Origin of the sequence: Microbacterium sp. CFBP9023 (genome assembly GCF_034045055.1) — a bacterium.
Lineage (GTDB): Bacteria > Actinomycetota > Actinomycetes > Actinomycetales > Microbacteriaceae > Microbacterium.
This window is the reverse complement of sequence record NZ_JAXCWI010000001.1, coordinates 1,805,106-1,826,067: the sequence shown is the minus strand read 5'-3', so window position 1 is coordinate 1,826,067 and position 20,962 is coordinate 1,805,106. Positions and strand designations below refer to the sequence as shown.

Below are 20,962 nucleotides of genomic sequence, written 5' to 3'. Positions count from 1 at the left end.
CGTTCCAATAACTATCCCGGTAATACTATCCCGGTATTACAATGGGCACATGATGGTTCGGATGCCCCTGACTGCCGCCGAGGTCGAGCGGGGCGAGCGCCTCGGCGCGCTGCTGCGGCGAGCGCGCGGTGAGCGATCGATGCTGAGCGTCGCCCTCGAGGCGGGGGTCTCGCCCGAGACCCTGCGCAAGATCGAGTCGGGTCGCGTGGCGACCCCCGCCTTCTCGACCATTGCCGCGATCGCCGGCGTGCTGCACCTCTCGCTGGATTCGGTGTGGTCCGAGATCGAGCCGGCGGTGCATGCGGTCGGTCGCGCGCAGGTCGCGTCCTGAGATGGCGCATGCGCTGATCACGGGCAGCTCGCGCGGCATCGGCCGCGCAGTGGCGCAGGCCTTCGCCCGACGGGGCGACCGGGTCGTTGTGCACTACGGCCGTGATCGCGCGTCCGCGGAAGAGACCCTCGCCTCGCTCGAAGGCTCGGACCATGCGATCGTGGGCGGCGACCTCGGGGATCCGGCGGAGGCGCAGCGCGTGGTCGAGGAGGGCATCGCAGCCCTGGGTTCACTCGACATCCTGGTGAACAATGCGGCCGTGGCCCCGAGCACGGCGAACGAGCATCGCGTCGACTCGACGACGTATGCCGAGTGGCAGCGCGCCTGGTCTGCCATGGCCTCGGTGAACCTGCTCGGCGCCTCGAACGTCACGATGCTCGTCGCTCAGCACATGATCGAGCGGGGCAGCGGCGGATCGATCGTCAACGTCGGGTCACGCGGCGCGTTCCGCGGAGAGGCCGACCACCCCGCGTACGCCGCGACGAAAGCAGGGCTGCAGGCGTTCGGGCAGTCACTGGCACTGGTGCTCGCACCCCACGGCATCTCGGTCACCTCGGTCGCTCCGGGAATGGTGGCGACAGACCGGCAGACGGCGAAGCTCGAAGGAGAGCAGGGCGACAGCATCCGCGGTCAGAGTCCGTTCGGCCGGGTGGGCACGCCCGAAGAGGTCGCGGATGCCGTCGCCTATCTCACCTCGCCGACCGCGGTGTGGGCATCGGGCACGGTGCTCGACCTGAACGGCGCGTCGTACTTCCGCTGAGGCGGTGGGCTCTCGCCTGGGCGGTTGCGGATCACGAACGCAGCACGGACTCCAGCAGGCCGGGGAACAGCTCGTCGAGCTCTGCGCGTCGCAGCGTCAGCATCCGTCGCCGGCCGTTGGGCTCGTTGCGGATCACGCCCGCTTCACGCAGCACCTTCATGAAATGCGACTTGGTGGACTTCGGCAGGTTCGGGTCGGTCGCGTGGCATTCCGCCATGTCGAGCGGGCCGTCGGCGAGCTGTCGCGCGATCGCCAGACGCTCGGGGTCGCTGAGGGCGAAGAGCACGTCGGTGAGCTGGATCTCGGATCGCTCGGGGTGCGGGAGTTCGCCAGGCATGGTTCGAGAATAGTTGAACAATCGCGGAATCGCGAGTACGCTCCGATAGTTCGATGAATCTCGAACCGATACCGCGGGAGCACTCATGACCACCACGTCACCGATCGACACGACCGCGACGGCACCTCGGATCCGTCGCCCGCGCTTCGGCTTCGCGCTGGCCGTCGTGACGCAGATCGCGATGATGATGGGCGCGAGTGCGCCGTCGCCGTTCTACCCCGTGCTCGCCGCAGAGATCGGATTCGACGCGATCGTCATCAGCGCCGTCTTCGCCGTCTACGCGGTCGCCCTGCTGCTCGCCCTGCTCACCGCAGGCTCGCTCTCCGACCATGTCGGGCGGCGACCGGTCGCGATCGGCGGTCTCCTGGTGCTCGCCGCGAGCATGGTGCTGTTCTGGCATGCCGATACGGTCGCCACGCTCATGCTCGCCCGCATCCTGCAGGGTGCGGCGAGTGGCGTGCTCATCGCCGCCCTCTCGGCCGCCGCGCTCGACCTCGCCCCCGGTGGCCGTTCGAGGGTCGCCGCACTGTGGAACGCGCTCAGCCCCGGAATCGGCCTCGCCCTCGGCGCGCTCGTCTCGGGCATCGCGCTGGACGTGACCGGACAGCCGCTGCTCGACGTGTTCGCACCCCTGACCGCCGTGTACATCGTGCTCGCGGGGCTCTTCTTCCTGGCACCCGAGACCGCTCCGCTGCGGCCGGGAGCACTCGCGTCGCTGAGCTTCCGGCTGTCGGTGCCGGCCGGCATCCGCTCGGACTTCTGGCGCGGAGCCCCTGCGATCATCGCCGGCTGGGCGACGGGTGGACTCTTCCTCTCGCTCGGCGCGAACATCGTGCGTACCCAGCTCGGCGGTGAGGCGCACGTCTGGCAGGGACTCGCGGTCGCGATGCTGGCCGGCGTCGGCGCGGTCACCGCATTCCTCTTCCGCAACCGGCGCCCGCGCACCTCGGTGATCTTCGGCACCGCGGCCCTCGCCGTCGGCACCGCGCTGTCGCTCTGGGCGCTCGCGACCGGGTCGCTTCCGTTCTACCTCGCCGCGACCGCCGTGACCGGCATGGGATTCGGCACCGCCTTCTCGGGAGTCGTCGCCTCACTCGCACCCCGCATCCCCCCGACCGACCGCGCCGACACGTTCGCCGTGATCTACCTGCTCGCCTACCTCGCCTTCGGCGTGCCCGCAGTCATCGCAGGGATGCTGGTCGGAGTCTTCGGACTCGGCGCCGTGTGCGTCGGGTACGGCGTCGCGGTCATCGCGCTCGCGCTCATCGCACTGGTGCTGCGGGTGCGTCGGGCGGAGTAGCTGCTCTCTGTGTGGAGGGGGCCTCTCGCTGCGAAGGGGATCTCGCGCCCCGAAGGGCGGATGCCGCCGACACCTCCTTCGCTAGGCGCGATCTCCTTCCGAGCGCGCGCTGCCCCGGGATCCACCCCCAGCACGAAGGAGATCTCTCGCCCCGAAGGAGGGATGCCGCCGACACCTCCTTCGGTAGCCGAGATCTCCTTCCGAGCGCGCGCCGCCTCCGGGATCCACCCCCAGTACGAAGGAGATCTCTCGCCCCGAAGGAGGGATGCCGCCGACACCTCCTTCGGTAGCCGAGATCTCCTTCCGAGCGCGCGCTGCCCTCCCGCATCCACCCCCAGTACGAAGGAGATCTCTCGCCCCGAAGGGCGGATGCCGCCGACACCTCCTTCGTTATGCGCGATCTCCTTCCGAGCGCGCGCTGCCCCCGGCATCCACCGACTGCGAAGGAGATCTCTCGCCCCGAAGGACGGATGCCGCCGACACCTCCTTCGTTATGCGCGATCTCCTTCCGAGCGCGCCGCCTCCGGCATCCACTCCCACTGCGAGGGAAATCTCTCGCCTCGAAGGAGGGATGTCGCCGATATCTCCTTCGCTAGGCGCGATCTCCTTCCGAGCGCCCCGGCATCCGGAGCAGATCTGCGTAGCGGAGGAGATCTGCGCACCGGAGGACGAACTCGCGAAGTTGACCCTCCCTTCCGTAGATCTCCTCCGCATCGAACGCGCCCCGCGCATCCACCTTGCCGAATCGAACGATTAACGATAGATTTCTGCTGTTGTTCGATGAGAGGTGGAGTCATGGCGAAGTCGACGATCATCGTGCTGCGGGTCGTGATCGCGCTGGCGCTGGTCGGATCCGTGGCCGTGCAGGCGCTCATCGTGCCGCTGCTGTGGCTCGACCTCGCCGACGAAGAGCTGTGGGGACGGATCGCCTTCGTGTCGATCGTCGTCCTCGGGGTCTGCACTCTGCAGGTCTTCGGCATCTGCGTGTGGTTGCTGCTCACGAAGGTGCGTCGCGGATCGATCTTCTCGACCTCGTCGTTCCGCTACATCGACGTGATCATCGGCGCGATCCTCGTGGCCGCGGCTCTCCTGTGGATCCTCGCGGCGATACTCGCTCCGGGCTCGGCAGCTCCGGGTCTCGTCGCGCTCATCGGCGGAGCCGGGGTGGTGCTCGCCGGCGTCGCCCTGCTGGTCGTGGTGATGAAGGCGCTGCTGCGGCAGGCGATCGACCGCGATGTCGAGGCGCAGGCGCTGCGGTCCGAGCTCGACAACGAGGTCATCTGATGCCCGTCGTCGTCGACATCGACGTGATGATGGCGCGACGCAAGATGGGTGTCGGCGAGCTGGCCGAGCGCATCGGGATCACGCCGACGAACCTGGCCGTGCTGAAGAACGGGCGGGCGAAAGCCGTGCGGTTCTCGACCCTCGACGCACTGTGCGAAGTGCTGGAATGCCAGCCCGGCGACATCCTGCGCTGGGAGGCGTGAGGGGACCTCTTTCGTCGCGGCACCCACACCCACGCACCCACACACCCACGCACCCACGCACCGGAGGAGTTCTGCGCTTCGGAAGGCCAGATCCCGGGATTCTCTCCTTCGGAAGCGCATTTCTCCTTCGCAGCGCGCGGGCCGCACGGCTGCGGCACCCCGCCACGACGGCCGCAGCGCACCTGCGGTGCGGAGGAGAACAGCGCACCGGAGGATGGGATCGTCGATAGGGCCCTCCGCATCGCAGATCTCCTCCGCATCGACGATGGCCAGCACGAGAAGGACAGCAGAGCCGGATGCGCACGCAACGGAGGAGTTCTGCGCTTCAGAAGGCCTGATCCCGGGATTCCCTCCTTCGGAAGCGCATTTCTCCTTCACAATGCGTGATGCGCGCGCTTCGAGACCTCGACGTGGCGGGTATCGAGCACCTGCGGTGCGGAGGAGAACAGCGCACGGGAGGATGACCTCGTCGATTCGGCCCTCCGCATCGCAGATCTCCTCCGCATCGACGGTGGCCAGCAAGAGAGGGACAGCACTGGATGCCGGACGTCGAAGCGCCCGGGGGCCAACACCTACCGCCGCGCGAGCAGGTCGCGCAGTCGCGCGGCCTCGCCCGCGGGCATCCCGTAGCCGTGCTCGGGCGCCGGGTACTGCCCGCGACGCACCTCGTCGGCATAGGCCGCGACCCCCGCGATGGACACACCGCGCACATCGGCGTAGCGCTTGACGAACTTGGCGGCCCCGCCGGCGTAGATGCCGAGCAGGTCGTGGAAGACGAGCACCTGGCCGTCGGCATCCGCTCCGGCTCCGATGCCGATCAGCGGAATGCGCAGCAGGGGCGCGAGAGCGGCGGTGACCTCGGACGGCACTGCTTCGATCACGAGCAGCGAGACTCCGGCATCCTGCAGCGCGAGGGCGTCATCGATCACTGCGAGCGCCGCCTCGGCGGTGCGTCCCTGGGCGCGGTATCCGCCGAGCGAGGTCGCAGTCTGCGGCGTGAGTCCGACATGGCCGACGACGGAGATGCCGGCATTCACGAGCGCTCGGGCGCGGTCGACCGTGGTGCCGCCGCGCTCGATCTTGACCAGGTCGACGCCGGCCTCCTTGATGAAGCGCTGCGCGGTCGCGAGGGCGAGCTCATCCGACGCCTCGTACGAACCGAAGGGCAGGTCGCCGACGAGCAGTGGCTTCGTGAGTCCGCGCCGCACGGCTTTCGTCAGCATCAGCATCTCGTCGATCGTGACGGGCACGGTGCTGTCGTAGCCGAGCACGGTCATCGCGGCCGAATCGCCGACGAGCACCAGGTCGACGCCGGCCTCCTCGACGATCTGCGCACTCGGGAAGTCGTACGCGGTGACCATGACGATCGGCTCGCCGGCATGCTTCTTGGCGTCGAGATCGCGCAGGGTCAGTCGCTTCGTCGGGGCGGCGTGGGCGCTCATGGCGTGAACCCTCTCAGCAGGTGGTTGTCGATCAATCGGGCGGCGCCGACACGGGCGGCGACGAGCAGCAGGGCGTCGCGGTCGATGCGGGTGACGGGCTGAAGCGTCTCAACATCCCGGAGTTCCAGGTACTCGACGTCGATTCCCGCCTCGGCGAGAACATCCCGGGCAGCGGACAGGATGCCATCGCCATCGCCGATACCGTCCCCGTCGCCCGAACGGTGCGCCGCATCCGCCGCGTCGAGCGCACGATTCAGCGCGGTCGCCCGGGCGCGAGCATCCGCGTCGAGGTACACGTTGCGCGAGCTCATGGCGAGTCCGTCGGGTTCGCGGACGATGGGGCACGCCTCGATGCGCACATCGAGGTTCAGGTCACGCACGACCCGGCGGACGACGAGCACCTGCTGCGCATCCTTCTGCCCGAAGTACGCGACGTCGGGCTGCACGATGCCGAACAGCTTCGTGACGACGGTGGCGACGCCGTCGAAGTGGTGGGGGCCGCGGCTCGCGCCGTCGAGCACCTCGGTGATGCCCGCCACGTGGATGTTCGTGGCGAAGCCGTCGGGGTAGATCTCGGCCGGCGCGGGAGCGAAGAGGATGTCGACGCCCTCGGCTTCGGCGAGCGCGGCGTCGCGCGCTTCGTCGCGCGGGTAGGTGCTGAGGTCTTCGTTCGCGGCGAACTGGGTCGGATTGACGAAGAGCGAGACGACGACGAGGTCGTTCTGCGCCCTCGCCGCGCGCATGAGCGAGAGGTGCCCCTCGTGGAAGGCGCCCATGGTCGGGACGAGTCCGACAGTCCCGCCGTCACCGCGGGCGTCTCGAACCGCGGTGCGCACCTCGGCGATCGTACGGAGGATTCTCATGACCGGGGCTTTCTGTCGGCGACCGCTCGGGTGGCGGTGGCGAGTGCGTCGAAGAGGTCGGCGAAGTCGGCGGATGCTGCGCGCTGCCGCGCGACGGTCGCCTCGTCGCCGCGAGCGATCGGACCGGTGAGGGCGGATGCCGCGCCGGATGCCACCCAGTTGTCGACCGTCTGCTGCACGAGCGGTGCGAGGTGGGCGCGATCCAGCCCGGAGGGAGCCGCGAGGCGCTCGGCGGCGTCGAGCACCGTGAGCACGAAGTTCGAGGCGAAGGATGCGGCCGCGTGATACTCCGCGCGGTGGGCGTCGTCGACGCGGAAGGGTGTCGCACCGAGCGCTGTGGCGAGCTGCTCGGCCACCGCGAGCGCCTCGGGTGTGCGGCCGTCGACCGCGACGCCGATTCCGGGGAAGACCTCGGGCGTCTCGGTGCCGGTGAAGGTCTGCAGCGGGTGGATGCTGAAGTCGACGTCGGCGAGCGACGTCGCACCTGAGACGTGCGCGACGAGTCGAGCATGCGGTCGCGCGGCGAAGGCCACCGCCGCGATCGCCGAATCGGGAACGCAGAGCAGCGCGATATCGGCATCCGGCATCCGGTCGTCGCGACGCAGCGGGCCGAGGACGCCGAAGCCCGCTGCACGCAGGGCCCGGGCGAGAACGCCGCCGAGACGGCCGGCGCCGACGATGGCGATGGTCGTGTCAGGGGCGAGAGCAGGGGTGCTGTGCATGTCGATTCCCCGGCCGAGAAGGGCGGCGCGGATGGGATGAGTATCCGCCCGAGACCGGGTACGCGCAAAATCTCGGAGCATCTTGACAATCCCAACGCGCCCAGCCCTTGTCATACTGCTGCACAGAACACGCAGATACCTGCTCGCAATGACCTCTCGATCTCGCCACCCTCCCGCGACACCACCGATCGGGAGGGGATCCTCCATGCGGAGGGCCGATTCCCGGCATCCGCCCTCCGTACTGCAGAAATCCTCCGCATCGAGACCGAGGTCTTACGCTGGAACGTCTGCCCCATCCCCGGGCACCTTCTCTGGAGCATCCCCATGTCTGCACTCGCGGTCGACGATCGCGCCCGCTATCGGGCGAATCCCACTGTCCTCCAGGCGCTGAAGAGTCCGCGGATGCTGACGCGCGAGGTGCTCGCGGGCCTGGTCGTGGGTCTCGCGCTGATCCCCGAGGCGATCGCGTTCTCGGTGATCGCGGGCGTCGACCCGAAGGTGGGGCTGTTCTCGTCGTTCATCATGGCGGTGTCGATCGCGTTCCTCGGCGGGCGCCCCGCGATGGTGACCGCGGCGACCGGAGCCGTCGCGCTCGTGATCGCACCGGTCGCTCCGACCTACGGGATGGACTACTTCATCGCGACCGTGATCCTCGCGGGCATCTTCCAGGTGCTCCTCGGGGTGCTGGGCGTCGCGAAGCTGATGCGATTCATCCCACGCAGCGTCATGGTCGGGTTCGTGAACGCGCTCGCCATCTTCGTGTTCAGCTCGCAGTTCCCGCAGCTGATCGACGTGCCGTGGCTGGTCTATCCGCTGGTCGCACTGGGGATCGTCGTGATGATCGTGATGCCGAGGATCACCAGGGTCGTGCCCGCGCCACTCGTGTCGGTGGTCATCGTGACCGGTGTCGTGCTGGCGTTCGCGATCACCGTGCCGACGGTCGGCGATCAGGGCGAGCTGCCGAAGAGCCTTCCCGAGCTGTTCATCCCGAACGTGCCGCTCACCTGGGAGACGTTCACGATCATCGCTCCGTTCGCCCTCGGGGTCGCGCTGGTCGGGCTCATGGAGTCACTGCTCACCGCCAAGCTCGTCGATGAGATCACCGACACCCACTCGAACAAGACGCGCGAGTCGTGGGCGCAGGGCGTGGCGAACATGCTCTCCGGAATCTTCGGAGGCATGGGCGGATGCGCGGTGATCGGCCAGACCATGATCGGCGTCAAGGCGTCCGGGGCGCGCACCCGCATCTCGACGTTCTGCGCCGGCATCTTCCTGTTCCTGCTGGTCGTCGTGTTCGGCGACTTCGTCGGCACGATCCCCATGGCCGCCCTCGTCGCCGTGATGATCATGGTCGCGATCGGCGCCTTCGACTGGCACAGCGTGAAGCCGTCGACCCTCAAGCGGATGCCGAAGAGCGAGACCTTCGTGATGGTGGCGACCGTCGTGCTCGTGCTCCTCACCCACAACCTCGCGGTCGGCGTCGTCGGCGGGGTGCTCGTCGCATCCGTGCTGTTCGTGCGGCGGGTGGCGCACTTCGTGTCGGTCGAGCGCTCGGTCGACCGCTCGGTCTCGGGCGACGTCGCGCGCTACGTCGTGAACGGCGAGCTGTTCTTCGCCTCGAGCAACGACCTGACCACCCTCTTCGAGTACCCCGACGACCCCGAGCATGTCGTGATCGACCTGTCGGGATCGCACATCTGGGATGCGTCGACCGTCGCCGCCCTGGATGCGATCGAGACGAAGTACGCAGCGCTCGGCAAGAGCGTCGAGATCGTCGGGATGAACGAGAGCAGTCAGCGGATGCGGGGACGGCTCACCGGCGGGTTCGAGTAGCGATCCACCCGACGCGCCTCAGCGCACGAGGGCGGGCCGCTTGCTGTCGAACTGCCAGTCGGGCACGAGGTACTGCATGCCGATCGCGTCGTCGCGGGCGCCGAGTCCGTGCTCGACATACAGCTCGTGTGCCTCGGAGAGCCGCACGCGGTCGATCGTCACACCGAGCCCCGGCCGGTCGGGCACGCGCACCGCGCCGTCGCGGATCTGCGGTGCATCGACCGTCAGCTGCTGACCGTCCTGCCAGATCCAGTGCGTGTCGAGTGCCGTGATCTCGCCGGGCGCAGCGGCACCGACCTGTGTGAACATCGCCAGCGAGATGTCGAAGTGGTTGTTCGAGTGCGAGCCCCATGTGAGGTCGAAGTCGTCGCACAGCTGCGCGACGCGCACCGACCCTGCCATGGTCCAGAAGTGCGGGTCGGCGAGCGGGATGTCGACGGCATCCGATCGGATCGCGTGCGCCATCTCGCGCCAGTCGGTCGCGATCATGTTCGTCGCGGTCCGCAGTCCGGTGCGCCGCCGGAACTCCGCCATCACCTCTCGACCCGAGAACCGGCCCTCGGCACCGCAGGGGTCCTCGGCGTAGGCGAGCACGTCGCGCAGTCGTCGACCGATGCGCACCGCATCCTCCAGCAGCCACCCGCCGTTCGGGTCGAGCGTGATGCGCGCCTCGGGAAAGCGCTGGGCGAGGGCGGTCACGACGTCGGCCTCGGTCTCTCCGTCGAGGACGCCGCCCTTGAGCTTGAAGTCCGAGAATCCGTAGCGCTGCTGGGCGGCTTCGGCCAGGCGCACGACGCCCTCGGACGTCATCGCCTCTTCGCGTCGCACGCTCTCCCAGCTGTCGCCGCTCTCGCGCAGATAGGGGAGGTCGGTCCTGTCGGCATCGCCGACGAAGAACAGATAGCCCAGCATCGGCACGCTGTCGCGCTGCTGACCGTCGCCGAGCAGTTCGGCGACCGGCACGCCGAGGTGCTGCGCATGGAGGTCGAGAAGCGCCGACTCGATGCCGGTGACGGCGTGCACGGTGGTGCGCAGGTCGAACGTCTGCAGCCCGCGGCCACCGGCGTCGCGATCGGCGAAGCGCGTCGCGATCGACCGCAGCAGCGAACGGTATCGGCCGACCGGCTGACCCGAGAGCATCTCGCCGGCCTCGATGATGGTGCGGCGGATCGGCTCTCCGCCGGGAACCTCGCCGAAACCCTCGCGTCCGTCCGAATCCGTCACGATGACGATGTTGCGTGTGAAGAACGGCCCGTGCGCGCCCGAGAGGTTCAACAGCATCGAGTCGTGGCCGGCGACCGGAACGACCTCGACTCTGTCGACGGTGGGAACGGCGCTCATGCGGACGCCTCGCGCCGCCCGTCGATGAAGCGCGGGACGTGCCACGGGTTGGCGTCGCGCAGCGTCTCGGGCAGCAGCTCGTCGGGGATGTTCTGATAGGCGACGGGCCGCAGGAAGCGCTCGATCGCGAGGGTCCCGACGCTCGTGGTGCGCGAGTCGCTCGTCGCCGGGAACGGTCCGCCATGAACCATGGCGTGCCCGACCTCGACCCCGGTCGGCCAGCCGTTCGCGAGGATGCGTCCGACCTTGCGCTCGAGCACCGGCAGCAGCGCCGCGGCGAGCTCCTTGTCGTCCGCGCTGAGCTGCAGCGTGGCCGTCAGCTGACCCTCGAGACGCGACGCCGCCTGCACCAGCTCGGCGACATCGCCGTACCGCACCACCAGCGATGCCGCACCGAAGATCTCCTCGTGCAGCACCTGGTTCTCTTCGAACGATCCGAGGTCGGCGGCGTGGATCACCGGCGCGGGAGCATGCGGACCCTCTCCGTCGGATCCCCTCGCGAGGATCTCGGCGTTGGCGTCCCTCGTCTCGACGCCCTCGCGCCACGCGGCGGCGATGCTCGGGGAGAGCATGGTCTGCCCTGTGGCCGCGCGCAGCGCCTCGGATACGGCCTGCAGGAAGGCGTCGCCCTGCTCGCCCCGCGGGACGAAGACGATTCCGGGCTGCGTGCACAGCTGCCCGCTGGATCCGGTCGCGCTCTGCACGTACCCCGCGGCGAGTGCTCCGACATCGCCGCGCAGAGCGCCGGGCAGGATGAACACGGGGTTCACCGAGCTCATCTCGGCGTAGACGGGGATCGGCACCGGCCGCGCCCGAGAGGCGCGCACGAGGGCGAGACCGCCTTCGCGGGAGCCGGTGAACCCGACGGCCTGGATCTCGGGGTCGGAGACGAGCGCCTGTCCGACGCTGCGGCCCGGGCCGAAGATGTGCGAGAAGACTCCCGGGTGGAGTCCATGGGCGTCGATGGCACGCGCGATCGCCGCCGCCACGAGCTCGCTCGTGCCGGGGTGCGAGCTGTGCGCCTTGAACACGACCGGGCAGCCGGCTGCGAGGGCGGATGCGGTGTCTCCGCCGGCGGTGGAGAACGCGAACGGGAAGTTCGACGCCCCGAACACCGCCACCGGCCCGAGAGGGATCTTGCGCTGACGGATGTCGACGCGGGGCACCGGCGTGCGGTCGGGCTGCGCCGGATCGATGCGCACGCCTCGGTGCTCGCCGGCTCGGACGACCTCGGCGAACAGCCGCAGCTGCCCGGTGGTGCGCGCACGCTCCCCGAGAAGACGCGCCTGCGGCAACCCGGTCTCCTGCATCGCCCGCTCGATCAGTGTGTCGCCGATCGCCTCGATCTCCTCCGCGACCGTCTCGAGGAAGGCTGCGTGGGCCTCGGGCTCGAGGCGCGAGAACGTCACGAACGCCTCGGCGGCGGCCGCCGTCGCCTCGCGGAGCTGGTCGACGTCGATCTGCGAGTAGGGCGGATCGAGCTGTTCGTCGGTGTCGGGCGCAATGGCGTGCAGAGCCGAGCCGGTGCCGGCAACGAAGCGCCCGGCGATCGAGGAATGCCCGGTGAGGACGGGAACGGTCATGTCACTCTCCTTGAGTCGAGGGTGGGGAATGGAGGATCAGACGGGGACGGACTCGAGCAGCCCGGCGCGGTCGAGAAGCTCCAGGAGGTCGGCGTCATCCTGCTCCGACAGGTCGTGCAGCGGCGGGCGGACCGGTCCGACGCCGTGTCCGGTGAGACGCAGCCCGGCCTTGACGATCGAGACGCCGAAGCCGCGGCCCCGATCGCGGATCGCGATGTACGGCAGCACGAAGCGTCCCAGCTTCTCGGTCACCGCGACTCGGTCCTGGGCACGCACGTCCCGGTAGAACTCGAGGGCGAACTCGGGAACGAAGTTGAACATCGCGGACGAGTAGGTGCTCATGCCCATCTGCAGCAGCGGCAGCGCATACGTCTCCGCCGTCGGCAGCCCGCCCAGGTAGAACAGCCGCTCGCCGTTGCGGACGTAGACCGAGGCGAGGTGCTCGATGTCGGCCGTCGCATCCTTGAAGCCGATGACGTTCTCGTGTCGGTCGGCGAGGATCGCCATCGTCTCGGCCGAGTAGATCGCATTGCCCCGGTTGTAGACGATGATCGCGAGACGGGTCGCTGCGGCGATCGCCGAGACATGCTCGACGAGACCGGGCTGGTCGCACTCGGTGAGATACGGGGGCAGCACGAGGACGCCCTCGGCACCGGCCTCCTCCGCTGCGCGAGCGTTCGCGATCGCGTTGCGGGTCCAGCCTCCGGCCGACGCGAGCACCGGCACCTCGGGGCGGGATGCCTGCACGGCCGCGCGGACGACCGCGGCCGACTCTGCGGCATCGAGGCTGAAGCCCTCGCCGGTGCCGCCGGCGGCGAACAGCCCGGCGACGCCGAATCCGGCCTGCCACTCGACGTGCTCGCGGTAGCGCTTCTCGTCGAACTCGAGCTCCGGCGTGAATGCCGTCGCGGGGAACGAGAGGAGACCTTCGCGAAGGTGGTCGGCCAGCTCGGTGGGCGTGAATCGTGCCACGGTGCACTCCTGGGGTGTCGCGCCGGTGTCCGGCTCGGATCTGAACAATCGTCACGCTATGCGGGAAACGATGCGCCTACAAACCAAATGGTGGATGGATCAATGCGCCGCCTGCATCAAAGCGCAGACATCTCCGGCACCGGCGTCGGGAGCGGCTCGGCTGCGAGGTACGCCCGCAGGTTCGCCAGCGTGAGGTCTCGCATGTCGCGCCGGGTCTCGTGCGTCCCGCTGCCGACGTGGGGCAGCAGCGTGACATCGTCGCGGATCAACCGCTCGGGCACGTGCGGCTCCTGCGCGAACACGTCGAGACCCGCCCCCGCGATCTCACCGGCCTCGAGAGCGGCGATCAGCGCGTCCTCGTCGACGACCGAGCCGCGGGCGATGTTGACCAGGAACCCGTCCGGCCCCAGCGCCCGGATGACCTCGGCATCCACGAGCCCCACGGTCGCCGCGCCGCCGGGAACCGCGATGACGAGCACGTCCGATCGGCGTGCGAGTTCGACGGCGGAGGCCACGTGCTCCCACGGCACCTCCTCGACGGGCCGTCGGGTCGTGTAGAGGATCGTCGCGTCGAATGCCGCCGCGCGCCGGGCGATCGCCTGCCCGATGCGGCCGAGGCCGAGCAGGCCGACCGTGCTGCCCGAGAACCGACGCGTCAGCGGGAAGCCGCCGGACTCCCAGCGGCCCTCGCGCAGGAACCTCTCGGATGCCCCGAACCGTCGGAACACGTCGAGCATGAGCCCGAGGGCCGTATCGGCGACGCAGTCGGTGAGCACATCGGGCGTGTGGGTGACCTGGATGCCACGTGCGACCGCCTGAGCCACATCGGTCGTGTCGTAGCCCACCCCGAAGTTGGTCACGATCTCGAGGTTCGGGAGCGCGGCCATCAGAGCGGACGGGACACCGTTGCGACCGCTCGTGACGACGGCGCGCACCTTCGCGGCATCCGCGGGATCGAGGGTCGAGAGGTCGTCGGGAAGACGCACCACGGAGTACTCGTCCTGAAGCGTCCGCTCGAGAGAGTCGAGCAGTGGCCCCGCCTGGGCGACGGAGCCGGGGGCGACGGGCGAGGGGGCATCGATGATGTTCGTCATGGCGCGAGACTACGACCCGTCAACGATGCAGTTCCATAAGCGAAGTTGCATGGATTGATGCGTCCGCTGTATTCATCGGGCGAGAACGGCGGAATCCCGCGGATCGCCGCATGTCACTCCACCGCTGCCGAGCGCCGAGCCCCGGTTCCGCCCGCCGATGCGTGCCGCGCATCGGTTGACGCTCGTGAAGCGGTCTGCGACATTCTGAACGAGCCGACGACCACTCTGGGCCTCGGCCGTCCCCTACCTGGAGGAACCGATGAAGCTTTCTTCCCCCCGACGCAGAGCGGCCCGCGCATCCGCCGTCACCGCTGGAATCGCGTCGATCGCACTGCTCGCATCCTGCTCGGTCGCGAACTCGGAGTCGCAAGGCGGCGGCGAGGGCGGCACCGAAGACACCCTCCGCGTCGTGCTCACGCAGGAGCCGCCCACGCTCGAGGCATGCGACGCGAACCTCACGTCGACCGGTGTGGTCGTGCGCAGCACGGTGACCGAGCCGCTCGTCGAGCGCAACCCGTCGACCGGAGAGCTCGAGCCGCTGCTCGCCACCGAGTGGGAGCAGACCGGCGACACCGAGTGGACGTTCACCGTCCGCGATGACGTCACCTTCCAGGACGGCACCCCCTTCGACGCCGAAGCGGCCGCCTACTCGATCGACCGCGCCGTGAACGGCGACCTCGGCTGCAACGTCGAGGGCTACATCTTCGGTGACGACGACCTCGAGGTCGCCGCCACCGATGCCACCACCCTCACCGTGACCACCCCGAGCCCCGACCCGATCCTCCCGCTGAAGCTCTCGTTCATCGAGATCGTCTCCCCCGAGACCTCGAACACCGAGTTCGTGCGCGAGCCCATCGGCACCGGCCCCTACGCGATCGGCGACTGGCAGGCCGGCACGAAGCTCACCCTCGACCGCAACGACGACTACTGGGGCGACGCTCCGCAGTTCGCCGAGGTCGAGTACCAGTGGCGGTCGGAGGGCACCGTCCGTGCCGCGATGATCACCAGCGGCGAGGCGGACATCGCCCTCGGCCTCAGTGCCGAGGACGGCATCGGCGACTTCGGCGTGAGCTACCCGAACAACGAGACGATCGCACTGCGATTCTCCGGGCAGACGGCGCCGCTCGACGACATCCGCATCCGCCAGGCGATCAACTACGCGATCGACCGCGAGGGCATCGTCTCCTCCCTCTACCCCGACGGCGACGTGGTCGCCGCGCAGCTGATCCCCGAGGGCATCGTCGGCTTCAACTCCGACCTCGAGCCCTGGGAGTACGACCCCGAGAAGGCGAAGGCCCTCGTCGAGGAGGCTGCGGCTGACGGTGTCCCGACGGACACGAAGATCCTCATGCCGGTGCGCACCGCGCAGTTCCCGAAGGTCAGCGAGCTCGGCGAGGTCCTGCGCGAGCAGCTCGCCGCCGCCGGCCTCAACGTCGAGCTCCGCATGGTCGACACCACGCAGCACCTGCAGTACCAGCTGAGCCCGTTCGTCACGAACGAGGGCCCCATCTCGATGCTGATCCAGCACGGCAACCAGGCGGGTGACGCGCAGTTCACGGTCGAGCAGTACATGCTCACGGGCGGTGCGCAGGCCGAGTTCGGCGACCCGGGTCTGGACGAGCTCATCAACACGGCACGCACCCTGACCGGCGATGAGCGTCAGGCGGCCTATGAGGACGTGTTCGCCTACGAGCGCGAGAACGTCGTGGCCCTCGCCCCGATCGCGCACCAGACGGTCATGCACGGTCTCGCCGACCGCGTGACGTACGAGCCCAACTCGTCGACCGGTGACGAGCTGCGCATCAAGGAGGTCTCGCTCGCGGGCTGACCGCGAGCGAGAGTGAGAGGCGGGCGACCATGTGGACCTACCTGAGAAAACGGATCCTGCAGAGCGCGCTGCCGCTGATCGCCGTCGTACTGGGTGTCTTCGTGCTCGCCCGTCTCACCGGCGATCCGTCGCAGCTGTACCTTCCGCTGAACGCCACCGACCAGATGCGCGAGGACTTCGCCGCGCGCAACGGCTTCGACCAGCCGCTGTGGAAGCAGATGGGCGACTATTTCCTCGGTGTCCTGCAGCTGGACTTCGGTCAGTCGCTGCGCACCGGGGAACCCGCCGCCGAGATGGCGCTGCGCGCCTTCCCCGCCACCCTGCAGCTCGCCGCGGTGACGATGATCCTCGCGATCGTCATCGCCATCGTGCTCGGCAGCTGGGCGTCGCTGAAGCCGAACGGCATCGCCGACCGCATCGTGAGCTTCTTCTCGATGACGGCGGCCAGCGTGCCCGACTTCTGGGTGGCGATCCTCGGCATCTGGATCTTCGCGATCACCCTCGGCTGGCTGCCGACATCCGGAACCTCCGGCGCCCTCGTCTGGATCCTGCCGGTCGCGACGCTCATGCTGCGACCGGTCGGGGTGCTCGCCCAGGTGATCCGCGGGTCGATGGTGACCGTGCTCGGGCAGCCGTACATCCAGGTCGCCCGCAGTCGCGGCGCCGGCCAGATGCACATCGTCTCGAAGCACGCGCTGCGCAACGCCGCAGCACCCGCCCTGACCGTCGCCGGCGACCTGACCGTCGGCCTCATCAACGGCGCGGTCGTGGTGGAGTCGATCTTCGGCTGGCCGGGCATCGGCAAGCTCATGATCGACTCGATCCTGCAGCGCGACTTCGCGGTGCTGCAGGCCGCGGTGCTCATCACCGCTCTGGCGATCTTCGCCCTCAACATCATCATCGACCTCGGTTACGCGCTGCTGGATCCCCGCGTGCGGCCGACCTCGGGAGCCAAGGCCCGTCGCCGCGGTCCCGGGGCACTCTCCGACACGAAGGCAGAGGTGCTGACGAATGTCTGACAACGCATCGACCGTCACCGTCCTCACGCAGAAGGCGCGCGGAGCCCGCTCGTCGGGTCGCGCCAACCTCTGGCAGCTGCTGCTGAAGGACAAGGTCGCCACCGCAGCCGCCATCGTGCTGTCGTTCATCGTGCTCACCGCGATCATCGGTCCGCCGCTGTTCGGCGAGATGGCCCAGCGACAGGACCTCGGCGCGCGCAACATGCCGCCGTTCAGCTTCCAGCTCGGCTGGGAGTACGTCCTCGGCAGCGACTCGCTGGGTCGCAGCCTGCTCGCCCGCATCATCACCGCGGCGGGGACCACGCTGGGTGTCGCGGCGGCCGCCGTGGTCGTGTCGGCGGTCGTCGGCTCGATCTGGGGCATGTGGGCGGGATTCCATCGCGGATGGCGCGAATCGGTCTCGATGCGCATCGCCGACGTCATCATGAGCTTCCCCTCGCTGCTGCTCGCCGTCGTGATCCTGTACGTGTTCAACCCGAGTGCGGCCAACATCGTGCTCGTGCTCGCGATCACCCGCATCCCTCTCTACCTGCGCACGGCGCGAGCGGATGCCGCCGAGCTGCGCTCGAGGATGTTCGTCGACGCCGCGACGAACTTCGGAGCCACGAACAAGGCCATCGTCTTCCGGCACATCGTCCCGAACGTCCTGCCCACGTTGGTCACGCTGGCGACGCTGGAGTTCTGCTACGTGATGCTGGCCGAGTCGTCGCTGAGCTTCCTCGGCATCGGCATCCAGCCGCCCGACGTCAGCTGGGGCCTCATGGTCTCGCAGGGACGCCAGTACCTCGCCGAGGCGTGGTGGCAGTCGGTGCTCCCCGGTCTCGCGATCGTCATCACCACGGTGTGCGCGAACGTCCTGGCCGCGTGGCTGCGTCTCGCGACCGACCCGGGGCAGCGCTGGCGTCTGCAGAGCAAGAAGCGCCGTCGTGTGATCGGCTCGATCGCCCCGCGTCGCTGAGTCCGCGGTGACGCCGCTCGAGTTCATGATGCTGGGGGCCGTCATCCTCGTCGCCGGCTGCCTGCAGGGCTCGATCGGCTTCGGAATGGGGATGCTGGCCGCACCGTTCATCGCCCTGATCGACACGACGCTGCTGCCGGTGCTCGTGATCATGCTGGCCATGGTCGTGACGCTGATCGTGGCGGTGATGGATCGCGCGGCGCTCGATCTGCGCGGGGCCGGCTGGGCGTTGGCGGGGCGGGTGCCCGGGACCGTCGTCGGCGCGGGTCTCGTCACCGTGATGTCGACGACCGCGCTCTCCTGGGCGGTCGCGGTCGTCGTGCTGCTCGGAGTCGTCGTCTCGCTGCGGGGCTGGCGCCCGAGAGTGACGAGGACGACGCAGGCGGTGGCCGGGGCGCTGTCTGGCGTCATGGGCACGACCACGTCGGTCGGAGGGGCGCCGATGGCGATCATCTGGCAGGGCTCCGACGGGCCGCGGCTGCGCGGCACGATGTCGGCGTTCTTCCTCGTCGGATCATCGCTGTCGCTCATCGCCCTGTTCCTGTGGGGGGCGGTGCCGACGCACGCCCTCGCCACGGCGGCCTGGATGGCGCCGTTCGCCGTGGCCGGGGTGGTGCTGTCGCGGTTCGTGAACAGGTTCCTCAACCGCCGGCGCACGCGCGCGATCGCTCTCGGAGCATCCGCCCTCGGTGCGGTGACGCTGATCGTCACCCGCCTTTTCGAGCTCGGCTGAGCGGATGCCGGAGCGATCCGCCCACGGCCAGCCGCCTCAGCGCACCTGACGCTCGAGTGGGAGGCCCGCGTCGAGCAGGTCGATGTTGCGGGCGATGTCGGCGGCCCGCGCGGTGAAGACCTCGCGGGCATGACCCGAGTGGTGCGGGGTCAGCACGACCCGGTCGAGCCCGGCGAACCGCTGCACGACCGGCGGCGCCTGCGCGCCCTGCGGAGCATCCCACCACACGTCGATCGCCGCTCCTCCGATGCGTCCCTCGGCGAGGGCTGCATACAGCGCGTCCTCGTCGATGAGCGCGCCGCGGGCGACGTTGACGATCAGAGCATCCGAGTGCAGCTGTGCGAGCGCGTCGGCATCGATCATCCCCCGCGTGCTCTCGGTCAGGGGTGCGGTGACGACGACGACATCGCTGTCGGCGAGCAACGGATGCAGCTGATCTTCGCCGTACACCTGATCGAGCAGTTCGGTTCCGGGGCCGCCCGCATCCGGATGCCGGCGCATCGCGACGACGCGCATGCCGAAGGCCTTCGCGAGGTGGGCGACGGAGCGGCCGATCTCGCCGTAGCCGACCAGTCCGAGGGTGCTGCCGGCGAGCGAGCGATGGTACGAGGCGCCTGCCGTCGCGATCGTCCGCCACTCCCCCCGACGCATCTCGGCATCGGCGTCGATCGCGTGACGGCGCAGCATGAGTGCGGTCATGATCACGTGCTCGGCGATCGCGGCGCCGTGGTGACCGGTGTTGCACAGCGGCACATCGTCGGGCACGGCACCGGCTTCCACCCGGTCGACGCCCGCACCCGTCGCATGCACGAGTCGCACGTGATCGGCGCCGGCCATCTCGGCGACCGTGAGCCGCGAGCAGATCACCACGTCGGCGCCCTCGATCGCCGCTCGCGTCGAACCGGGCACGTCGAGGTCGGCGAACACCCACTCGTGCGGGCGCGCGGTGCGGCGCAGATCGTCGGCGAACGCCGACATGATCGGATCGGTGACCGCGATGCGCAGCGGCGCGTTCACCAGCGGGGGCTCTCGAGCACGCATCCGGGATCGACGCGCTGCATGTAGCCGGTGTCGTCGCGCTCCCGGATGCCGCCGTCGAGGTACTGCCTGTGCAGCCGCGCGAGCGCCTCGGGGTCGAGCTCGACGCCGAGTCCCGGTGCGGTCGGCACCGCCAGCGATCCGTCCCTGAAGGTCAGGGCGCCGGGAGCGATGACGTCTTCGTCCTCGCGCTTCCACGGCCAGTGCGTGTCGCACGCATAGCCGACGCCGGGGGTGGCACCGGCGAGGTGGGTCATCGCGGCGAGGCTGATGCCGAGGTGCGAGTTCGAGTGCATGGAGAGCCCCCACCCGAGCGTCTCGGCGAAGCCGGCGAGCAGCCGGGATCGTTCGAGACCTCCCCAGAAGTGGTGGTCGGAGAGCACGATGTCGATCGCACCGAGGCGCACGGCATCCGCGATGTGCGAGAACGCGACGACGCACATGTTGGTGGCGAGCGGCAGGTCGGTGTGGCGGCGCACTTCGGCCATGCCCTCGAGACCCGGGGTGGGGTCTTCGAGGTACTCGAGCACGTCCTTCAGCGCATCGGCGACCCGCAGCGAGGTCTCGACGGTCCAGGCGCCGTTCGGATCGATGCGCAGGGGGTGGTCGGGGAACTCCTCGCGCAGCGCGAGGATCGCGGCGATCTCGTCGTCGGGCGCGAGGACACCGGCCTTGAGCTTGAGCGCTGTGAAGCCGTAGGTGTCGACGATGCGACGGGCCTGCGAGACGATTCCGTCCGGCGTCAGCGCCTCGCCCCATTCGTCGTCGGACCCGCCCGGATGACCCGCCCACTTGTAGAAGAGGTAGCCGCTGAACGGCACGGCATCCCGCACCCGCCCGCCCAGCAGCTCGCTGGCGGGCATGCCGAGCAGCTTGCCGCGGATGTCGATGGCGGCCACGTCGAACGGCGAGAGCACGCGGTCGCCGGTGCTCGTGCCGGTGACCATGCCCGACATGCCGTGTCCGCCCTGCACGCCGTCGCCGGCCACACTGCGTTCGACCCGCGCTCGCAGGTCGTTCGTGGCGAACACGTTGCAGCCGAGTACGGCGTCGGCGGCGACCCGCAATCGCTGCAGGTGCGCGCTGTCGCCGTAGGTCTCGCCGAGTCCGACGACGCCCGATTCGGTGGTCACCTGCACGATGGCGCGCAGCGCGAGCGGCTCGTGCACGCCGACGGTGTTGAGCAGCGGCGGGTCGTGGAAGGCGACCGGCGTGATGCGGACGGACCGCACCGCGTTCTCGGACAACCGCGTGGCAGCCGGGACAGACAGCAGGAGCTCTTCGGACATCACGCCTCCGTTGGTGAGACTCCGGGACTCCG

At 69.3% G+C, this 20,962-nt stretch carries 20 protein-coding genes; 10 read left to right on the top strand and 10 right to left on the bottom strand.

Annotated features, from left to right (window positions below; genetic code table 11):
• Window positions 1–52: 52 nt before the first annotated feature.
• Together SOM10_RS08920 and SOM10_RS08915 are read left to right on the top strand one after the other, a co-directional pair.
• Window positions 53–331 (top strand): helix-turn-helix transcriptional regulator, encoded by a 279-nt coding sequence (locus SOM10_RS08920; RefSeq protein WP_320489781.1) that lies wholly within the window; start codon window positions 53–55, stop codon window positions 329–331.
• 1 nt (window position 332) lies between these two features.
• Window positions 333–1,091, top strand: a complete 759-nt coding sequence (locus SOM10_RS08915; RefSeq protein WP_320489553.1) for an SDR family oxidoreductase — start codon at window positions 333–335, stop codon at window positions 1,089–1,091.
• Window positions 1,092–1,122: 31 nt separating this feature from the next.
• Here SOM10_RS08915 and SOM10_RS08910 read toward each other — a convergent pair whose 3' ends face one another.
• A complete protein-coding gene (locus SOM10_RS08910) occupies window positions 1,123–1,428 on the bottom strand; it encodes an ArsR/SmtB family transcription factor (protein ID WP_053098447.1) in 306 nt (101 codons plus the stop codon).
• 85 nt (window positions 1,429–1,513) lie between these two features.
• Between SOM10_RS08910 and SOM10_RS08905 the strand changes: the two genes are divergently transcribed.
• From SOM10_RS08905 to SOM10_RS08895, 3 genes are all read left to right on the top strand, one after another.
• Window positions 1,514–2,728, top strand: coding sequence for an MFS transporter (locus SOM10_RS08905; protein ID WP_285363704.1), 1,215 nt, complete (start codon window positions 1,514–1,516; stop codon window positions 2,726–2,728).
• Between the two features lie 795 nt (window positions 2,729–3,523).
• Window positions 3,524–4,012, top strand: a complete 489-nt coding sequence (locus tag SOM10_RS08900; RefSeq protein WP_320489552.1) for a DUF2975 domain-containing protein — start codon at window positions 3,524–3,526, stop codon at window positions 4,010–4,012.
• Window positions 4,012–4,215 carry a helix-turn-helix domain-containing protein gene (locus tag SOM10_RS08895; protein WP_042540715.1) on the top strand — a complete coding sequence of 68 codons (204 nt, stop codon included), beginning with the start codon at window positions 4,012–4,014 and terminating at the stop codon, window positions 4,213–4,215. The genes SOM10_RS08900 and SOM10_RS08895 overlap by 1 nt, the downstream gene beginning before the upstream one ends.
• Before the next feature lie 572 nt (window positions 4,216–4,787).
• On the opposite strand, the gene panB is transcribed toward SOM10_RS08895, so the two are convergent.
• The 3 genes from panB to SOM10_RS08880 are packed head-to-tail and all read right to left on the bottom strand — an operon-like array spanning window position 4,788 to window position 7,242.
• The gene (gene panB / locus SOM10_RS08890; RefSeq protein WP_320489551.1) at window positions 4,788–5,657 is read right to left on the bottom strand and encodes a 3-methyl-2-oxobutanoate hydroxymethyltransferase; all 870 of its coding nucleotides are present in this window, start codon (window positions 5,655–5,657) and stop codon (window positions 4,788–4,790) included.
• Window positions 5,654–6,520 carry a pantoate--beta-alanine ligase gene (gene panC, locus SOM10_RS08885; protein ID WP_320489550.1) on the bottom strand — a complete coding sequence of 289 codons (867 nt, stop codon included), beginning with the start codon at window positions 6,518–6,520 and terminating at the stop codon, window positions 5,654–5,656. Before panC ends, panB begins: the two co-directional genes overlap by 4 nt.
• Entirely contained in the window at window positions 6,517–7,242 is a 726-nt protein-coding gene (locus tag SOM10_RS08880) for a Rossmann-like and DUF2520 domain-containing protein (RefSeq protein ID WP_320489549.1), read from the bottom strand. The genes panC and SOM10_RS08880 overlap by 4 nt, the downstream gene beginning before the upstream one ends.
• A gap of 324 nt (window positions 7,243–7,566) precedes the next feature.
• On the opposite strand from SOM10_RS08880, the gene SOM10_RS08875 reads away from it, so the two are divergent.
• A complete protein-coding gene (locus SOM10_RS08875) occupies window positions 7,567–9,075 on the top strand; it encodes a SulP family inorganic anion transporter (protein WP_187249016.1) in 1,509 nt (502 codons plus the stop codon).
• An 18-nt stretch (window positions 9,076–9,093) separates the two neighbouring features.
• On the opposite strand, the gene SOM10_RS08870 is transcribed toward SOM10_RS08875, so the two are convergent.
• The 4 genes from SOM10_RS08870 to SOM10_RS08855 all read right to left on the bottom strand — a co-directional run bounded on the left by SOM10_RS08870 (window position 9,094) and on the right by SOM10_RS08855 (window position 14,065).
• On the bottom strand, window positions 9,094–10,416 hold the full coding sequence (locus SOM10_RS08870) for an enolase C-terminal domain-like protein (protein ID WP_320489548.1): 1,323 nt from the start codon (window positions 10,414–10,416) through the stop codon (window positions 9,094–9,096).
• Window positions 10,413–11,999 (bottom strand): aldehyde dehydrogenase (NADP(+)), encoded by a 1,587-nt coding sequence (locus SOM10_RS08865; RefSeq protein ID WP_320489547.1) that lies wholly within the window; start codon window positions 11,997–11,999, stop codon window positions 10,413–10,415. Before SOM10_RS08865 ends, SOM10_RS08870 begins: the two co-directional genes overlap by 4 nt.
• Window positions 12,000–12,035: 36 nt before the next feature.
• Complete coding sequence (locus tag SOM10_RS08860) at window positions 12,036–12,971, bottom strand: 5-dehydro-4-deoxyglucarate dehydratase (RefSeq protein WP_320489546.1); 936 nt, start codon at window positions 12,969–12,971, stop codon at window positions 12,036–12,038.
• Window positions 12,972–13,087: 116 nt separating this feature from the next.
• Window positions 13,088–14,065, bottom strand: coding sequence for a 2-hydroxyacid dehydrogenase (locus tag SOM10_RS08855; RefSeq protein ID WP_320489545.1), 978 nt, complete (start codon window positions 14,063–14,065; stop codon window positions 13,088–13,090).
• Between the two features lie 259 nt (window positions 14,066–14,324).
• On the opposite strand from SOM10_RS08855, the gene SOM10_RS08850 reads away from it, so the two are divergent.
• From SOM10_RS08850 to SOM10_RS08835, 4 genes are read left to right on the top strand one after another with little or no spacing between them, the layout of a single operon-like run.
• A complete protein-coding gene (locus SOM10_RS08850; protein ID WP_320489544.1) occupies window positions 14,325–15,893 on the top strand; it encodes an ABC transporter substrate-binding protein in 1,569 nt (522 codons plus the stop codon).
• Window positions 15,894–15,922: 29 nt separating this feature from the next.
• On the top strand, window positions 15,923–16,912 hold the full coding sequence (locus SOM10_RS08845; RefSeq protein ID WP_053098434.1) for an ABC transporter permease: 990 nt from the start codon (window positions 15,923–15,925) through the stop codon (window positions 16,910–16,912).
• Complete coding sequence (locus SOM10_RS08840; protein WP_053098433.1) at window positions 16,905–17,870, top strand: ABC transporter permease; 966 nt, start codon at window positions 16,905–16,907, stop codon at window positions 17,868–17,870. Before SOM10_RS08845 ends, SOM10_RS08840 begins: the two co-directional genes overlap by 8 nt.
• Before the next feature lie 7 nt (window positions 17,871–17,877).
• A complete protein-coding gene (locus SOM10_RS08835) occupies window positions 17,878–18,603 on the top strand; it encodes a sulfite exporter TauE/SafE family protein (protein WP_320489543.1) in 726 nt (241 codons plus the stop codon).
• Between the two features lie 36 nt (window positions 18,604–18,639).
• On the opposite strand, the gene SOM10_RS08830 is transcribed toward SOM10_RS08835, so the two are convergent.
• Together SOM10_RS08830 and SOM10_RS08825 are read right to left on the bottom strand one after the other, a co-directional pair.
• Window positions 18,640–19,620 carry a 2-hydroxyacid dehydrogenase gene (locus SOM10_RS08830; protein WP_320489542.1) on the bottom strand — a complete coding sequence of 327 codons (981 nt, stop codon included), beginning with the start codon at window positions 19,618–19,620 and terminating at the stop codon, window positions 18,640–18,642.
• Window positions 19,617–20,930: a glucarate dehydratase family protein gene (locus SOM10_RS08825; RefSeq protein ID WP_320489541.1), complete on the bottom strand. Its 1,314-nt coding sequence runs from the start codon at window positions 20,928–20,930 to the stop codon at window positions 19,617–19,619. The genes SOM10_RS08830 and SOM10_RS08825 overlap by 4 nt, the downstream gene beginning before the upstream one ends.
• Between the last annotated feature and the right edge of the window lie 32 nt (window positions 20,931–20,962).

Excerpts from the sequence above, each read along its gene's own strand:
- SOM10_RS08920 (WP_320489781.1), top strand. The coding sequence starts at position 53 with ATGGTTCGGATGCCCCTGACTGCCGCCGAGGTCGAGCGGGGCGAGCGC.
- SOM10_RS08915 (WP_320489553.1), top strand. The coding sequence starts at position 333 with ATGGCGCATGCGCTGATCACGGGCAGCTCGCGCGGCATCGGCCGCGCA.
- SOM10_RS08910 (WP_053098447.1), bottom strand. The coding sequence starts at position 1,428 with ATGCCTGGCGAACTCCCGCACCCCGAGCGATCCGAGATCCAGCTCACC.
- SOM10_RS08905 (WP_285363704.1), top strand. The coding sequence starts at position 1,514 with ATGACCACCACGTCACCGATCGACACGACCGCGACGGCACCTCGGATC.
- SOM10_RS08900 (WP_320489552.1), top strand. The coding sequence starts at position 3,524 with ATGGCGAAGTCGACGATCATCGTGCTGCGGGTCGTGATCGCGCTGGCG.
- SOM10_RS08895 (WP_042540715.1), top strand. The coding sequence starts at position 4,012 with ATGCCCGTCGTCGTCGACATCGACGTGATGATGGCGCGACGCAAGATG.
- panB (WP_320489551.1), bottom strand. The coding sequence starts at position 5,657 with ATGAGCGCCCACGCCGCCCCGACGAAGCGACTGACCCTGCGCGATCTC.
- panC (WP_320489550.1), bottom strand. The coding sequence starts at position 6,520 with ATGAGAATCCTCCGTACGATCGCCGAGGTGCGCACCGCGGTTCGAGAC.
- SOM10_RS08880 (WP_320489549.1), bottom strand. The coding sequence starts at position 7,242 with ATGCACAGCACCCCTGCTCTCGCCCCTGACACGACCATCGCCATCGTC.
- SOM10_RS08875 (WP_187249016.1), top strand. The coding sequence starts at position 7,567 with ATGTCTGCACTCGCGGTCGACGATCGCGCCCGCTATCGGGCGAATCCC.
- SOM10_RS08870 (WP_320489548.1), bottom strand. The coding sequence starts at position 10,416 with ATGAGCGCCGTTCCCACCGTCGACAGAGTCGAGGTCGTTCCGGTCGCC.
- SOM10_RS08865 (WP_320489547.1), bottom strand. The coding sequence starts at position 11,999 with ATGACCGTTCCCGTCCTCACCGGGCATTCCTCGATCGCCGGGCGCTTC.
- SOM10_RS08855 (WP_320489545.1), bottom strand. The coding sequence starts at position 14,065 with ATGACGAACATCATCGATGCCCCCTCGCCCGTCGCCCCCGGCTCCGTC.
- SOM10_RS08850 (WP_320489544.1), top strand. The coding sequence starts at position 14,325 with ATGAAGCTTTCTTCCCCCCGACGCAGAGCGGCCCGCGCATCCGCCGTC.
- SOM10_RS08845 (WP_053098434.1), top strand. The coding sequence starts at position 15,923 with ATGTGGACCTACCTGAGAAAACGGATCCTGCAGAGCGCGCTGCCGCTG.
- SOM10_RS08840 (WP_053098433.1), top strand. The coding sequence starts at position 16,905 with ATGTCTGACAACGCATCGACCGTCACCGTCCTCACGCAGAAGGCGCGC.
- SOM10_RS08825 (WP_320489541.1), bottom strand. The coding sequence starts at position 20,930 with ATGTCCGAAGAGCTCCTGCTGTCTGTCCCGGCTGCCACGCGGTTGTCC.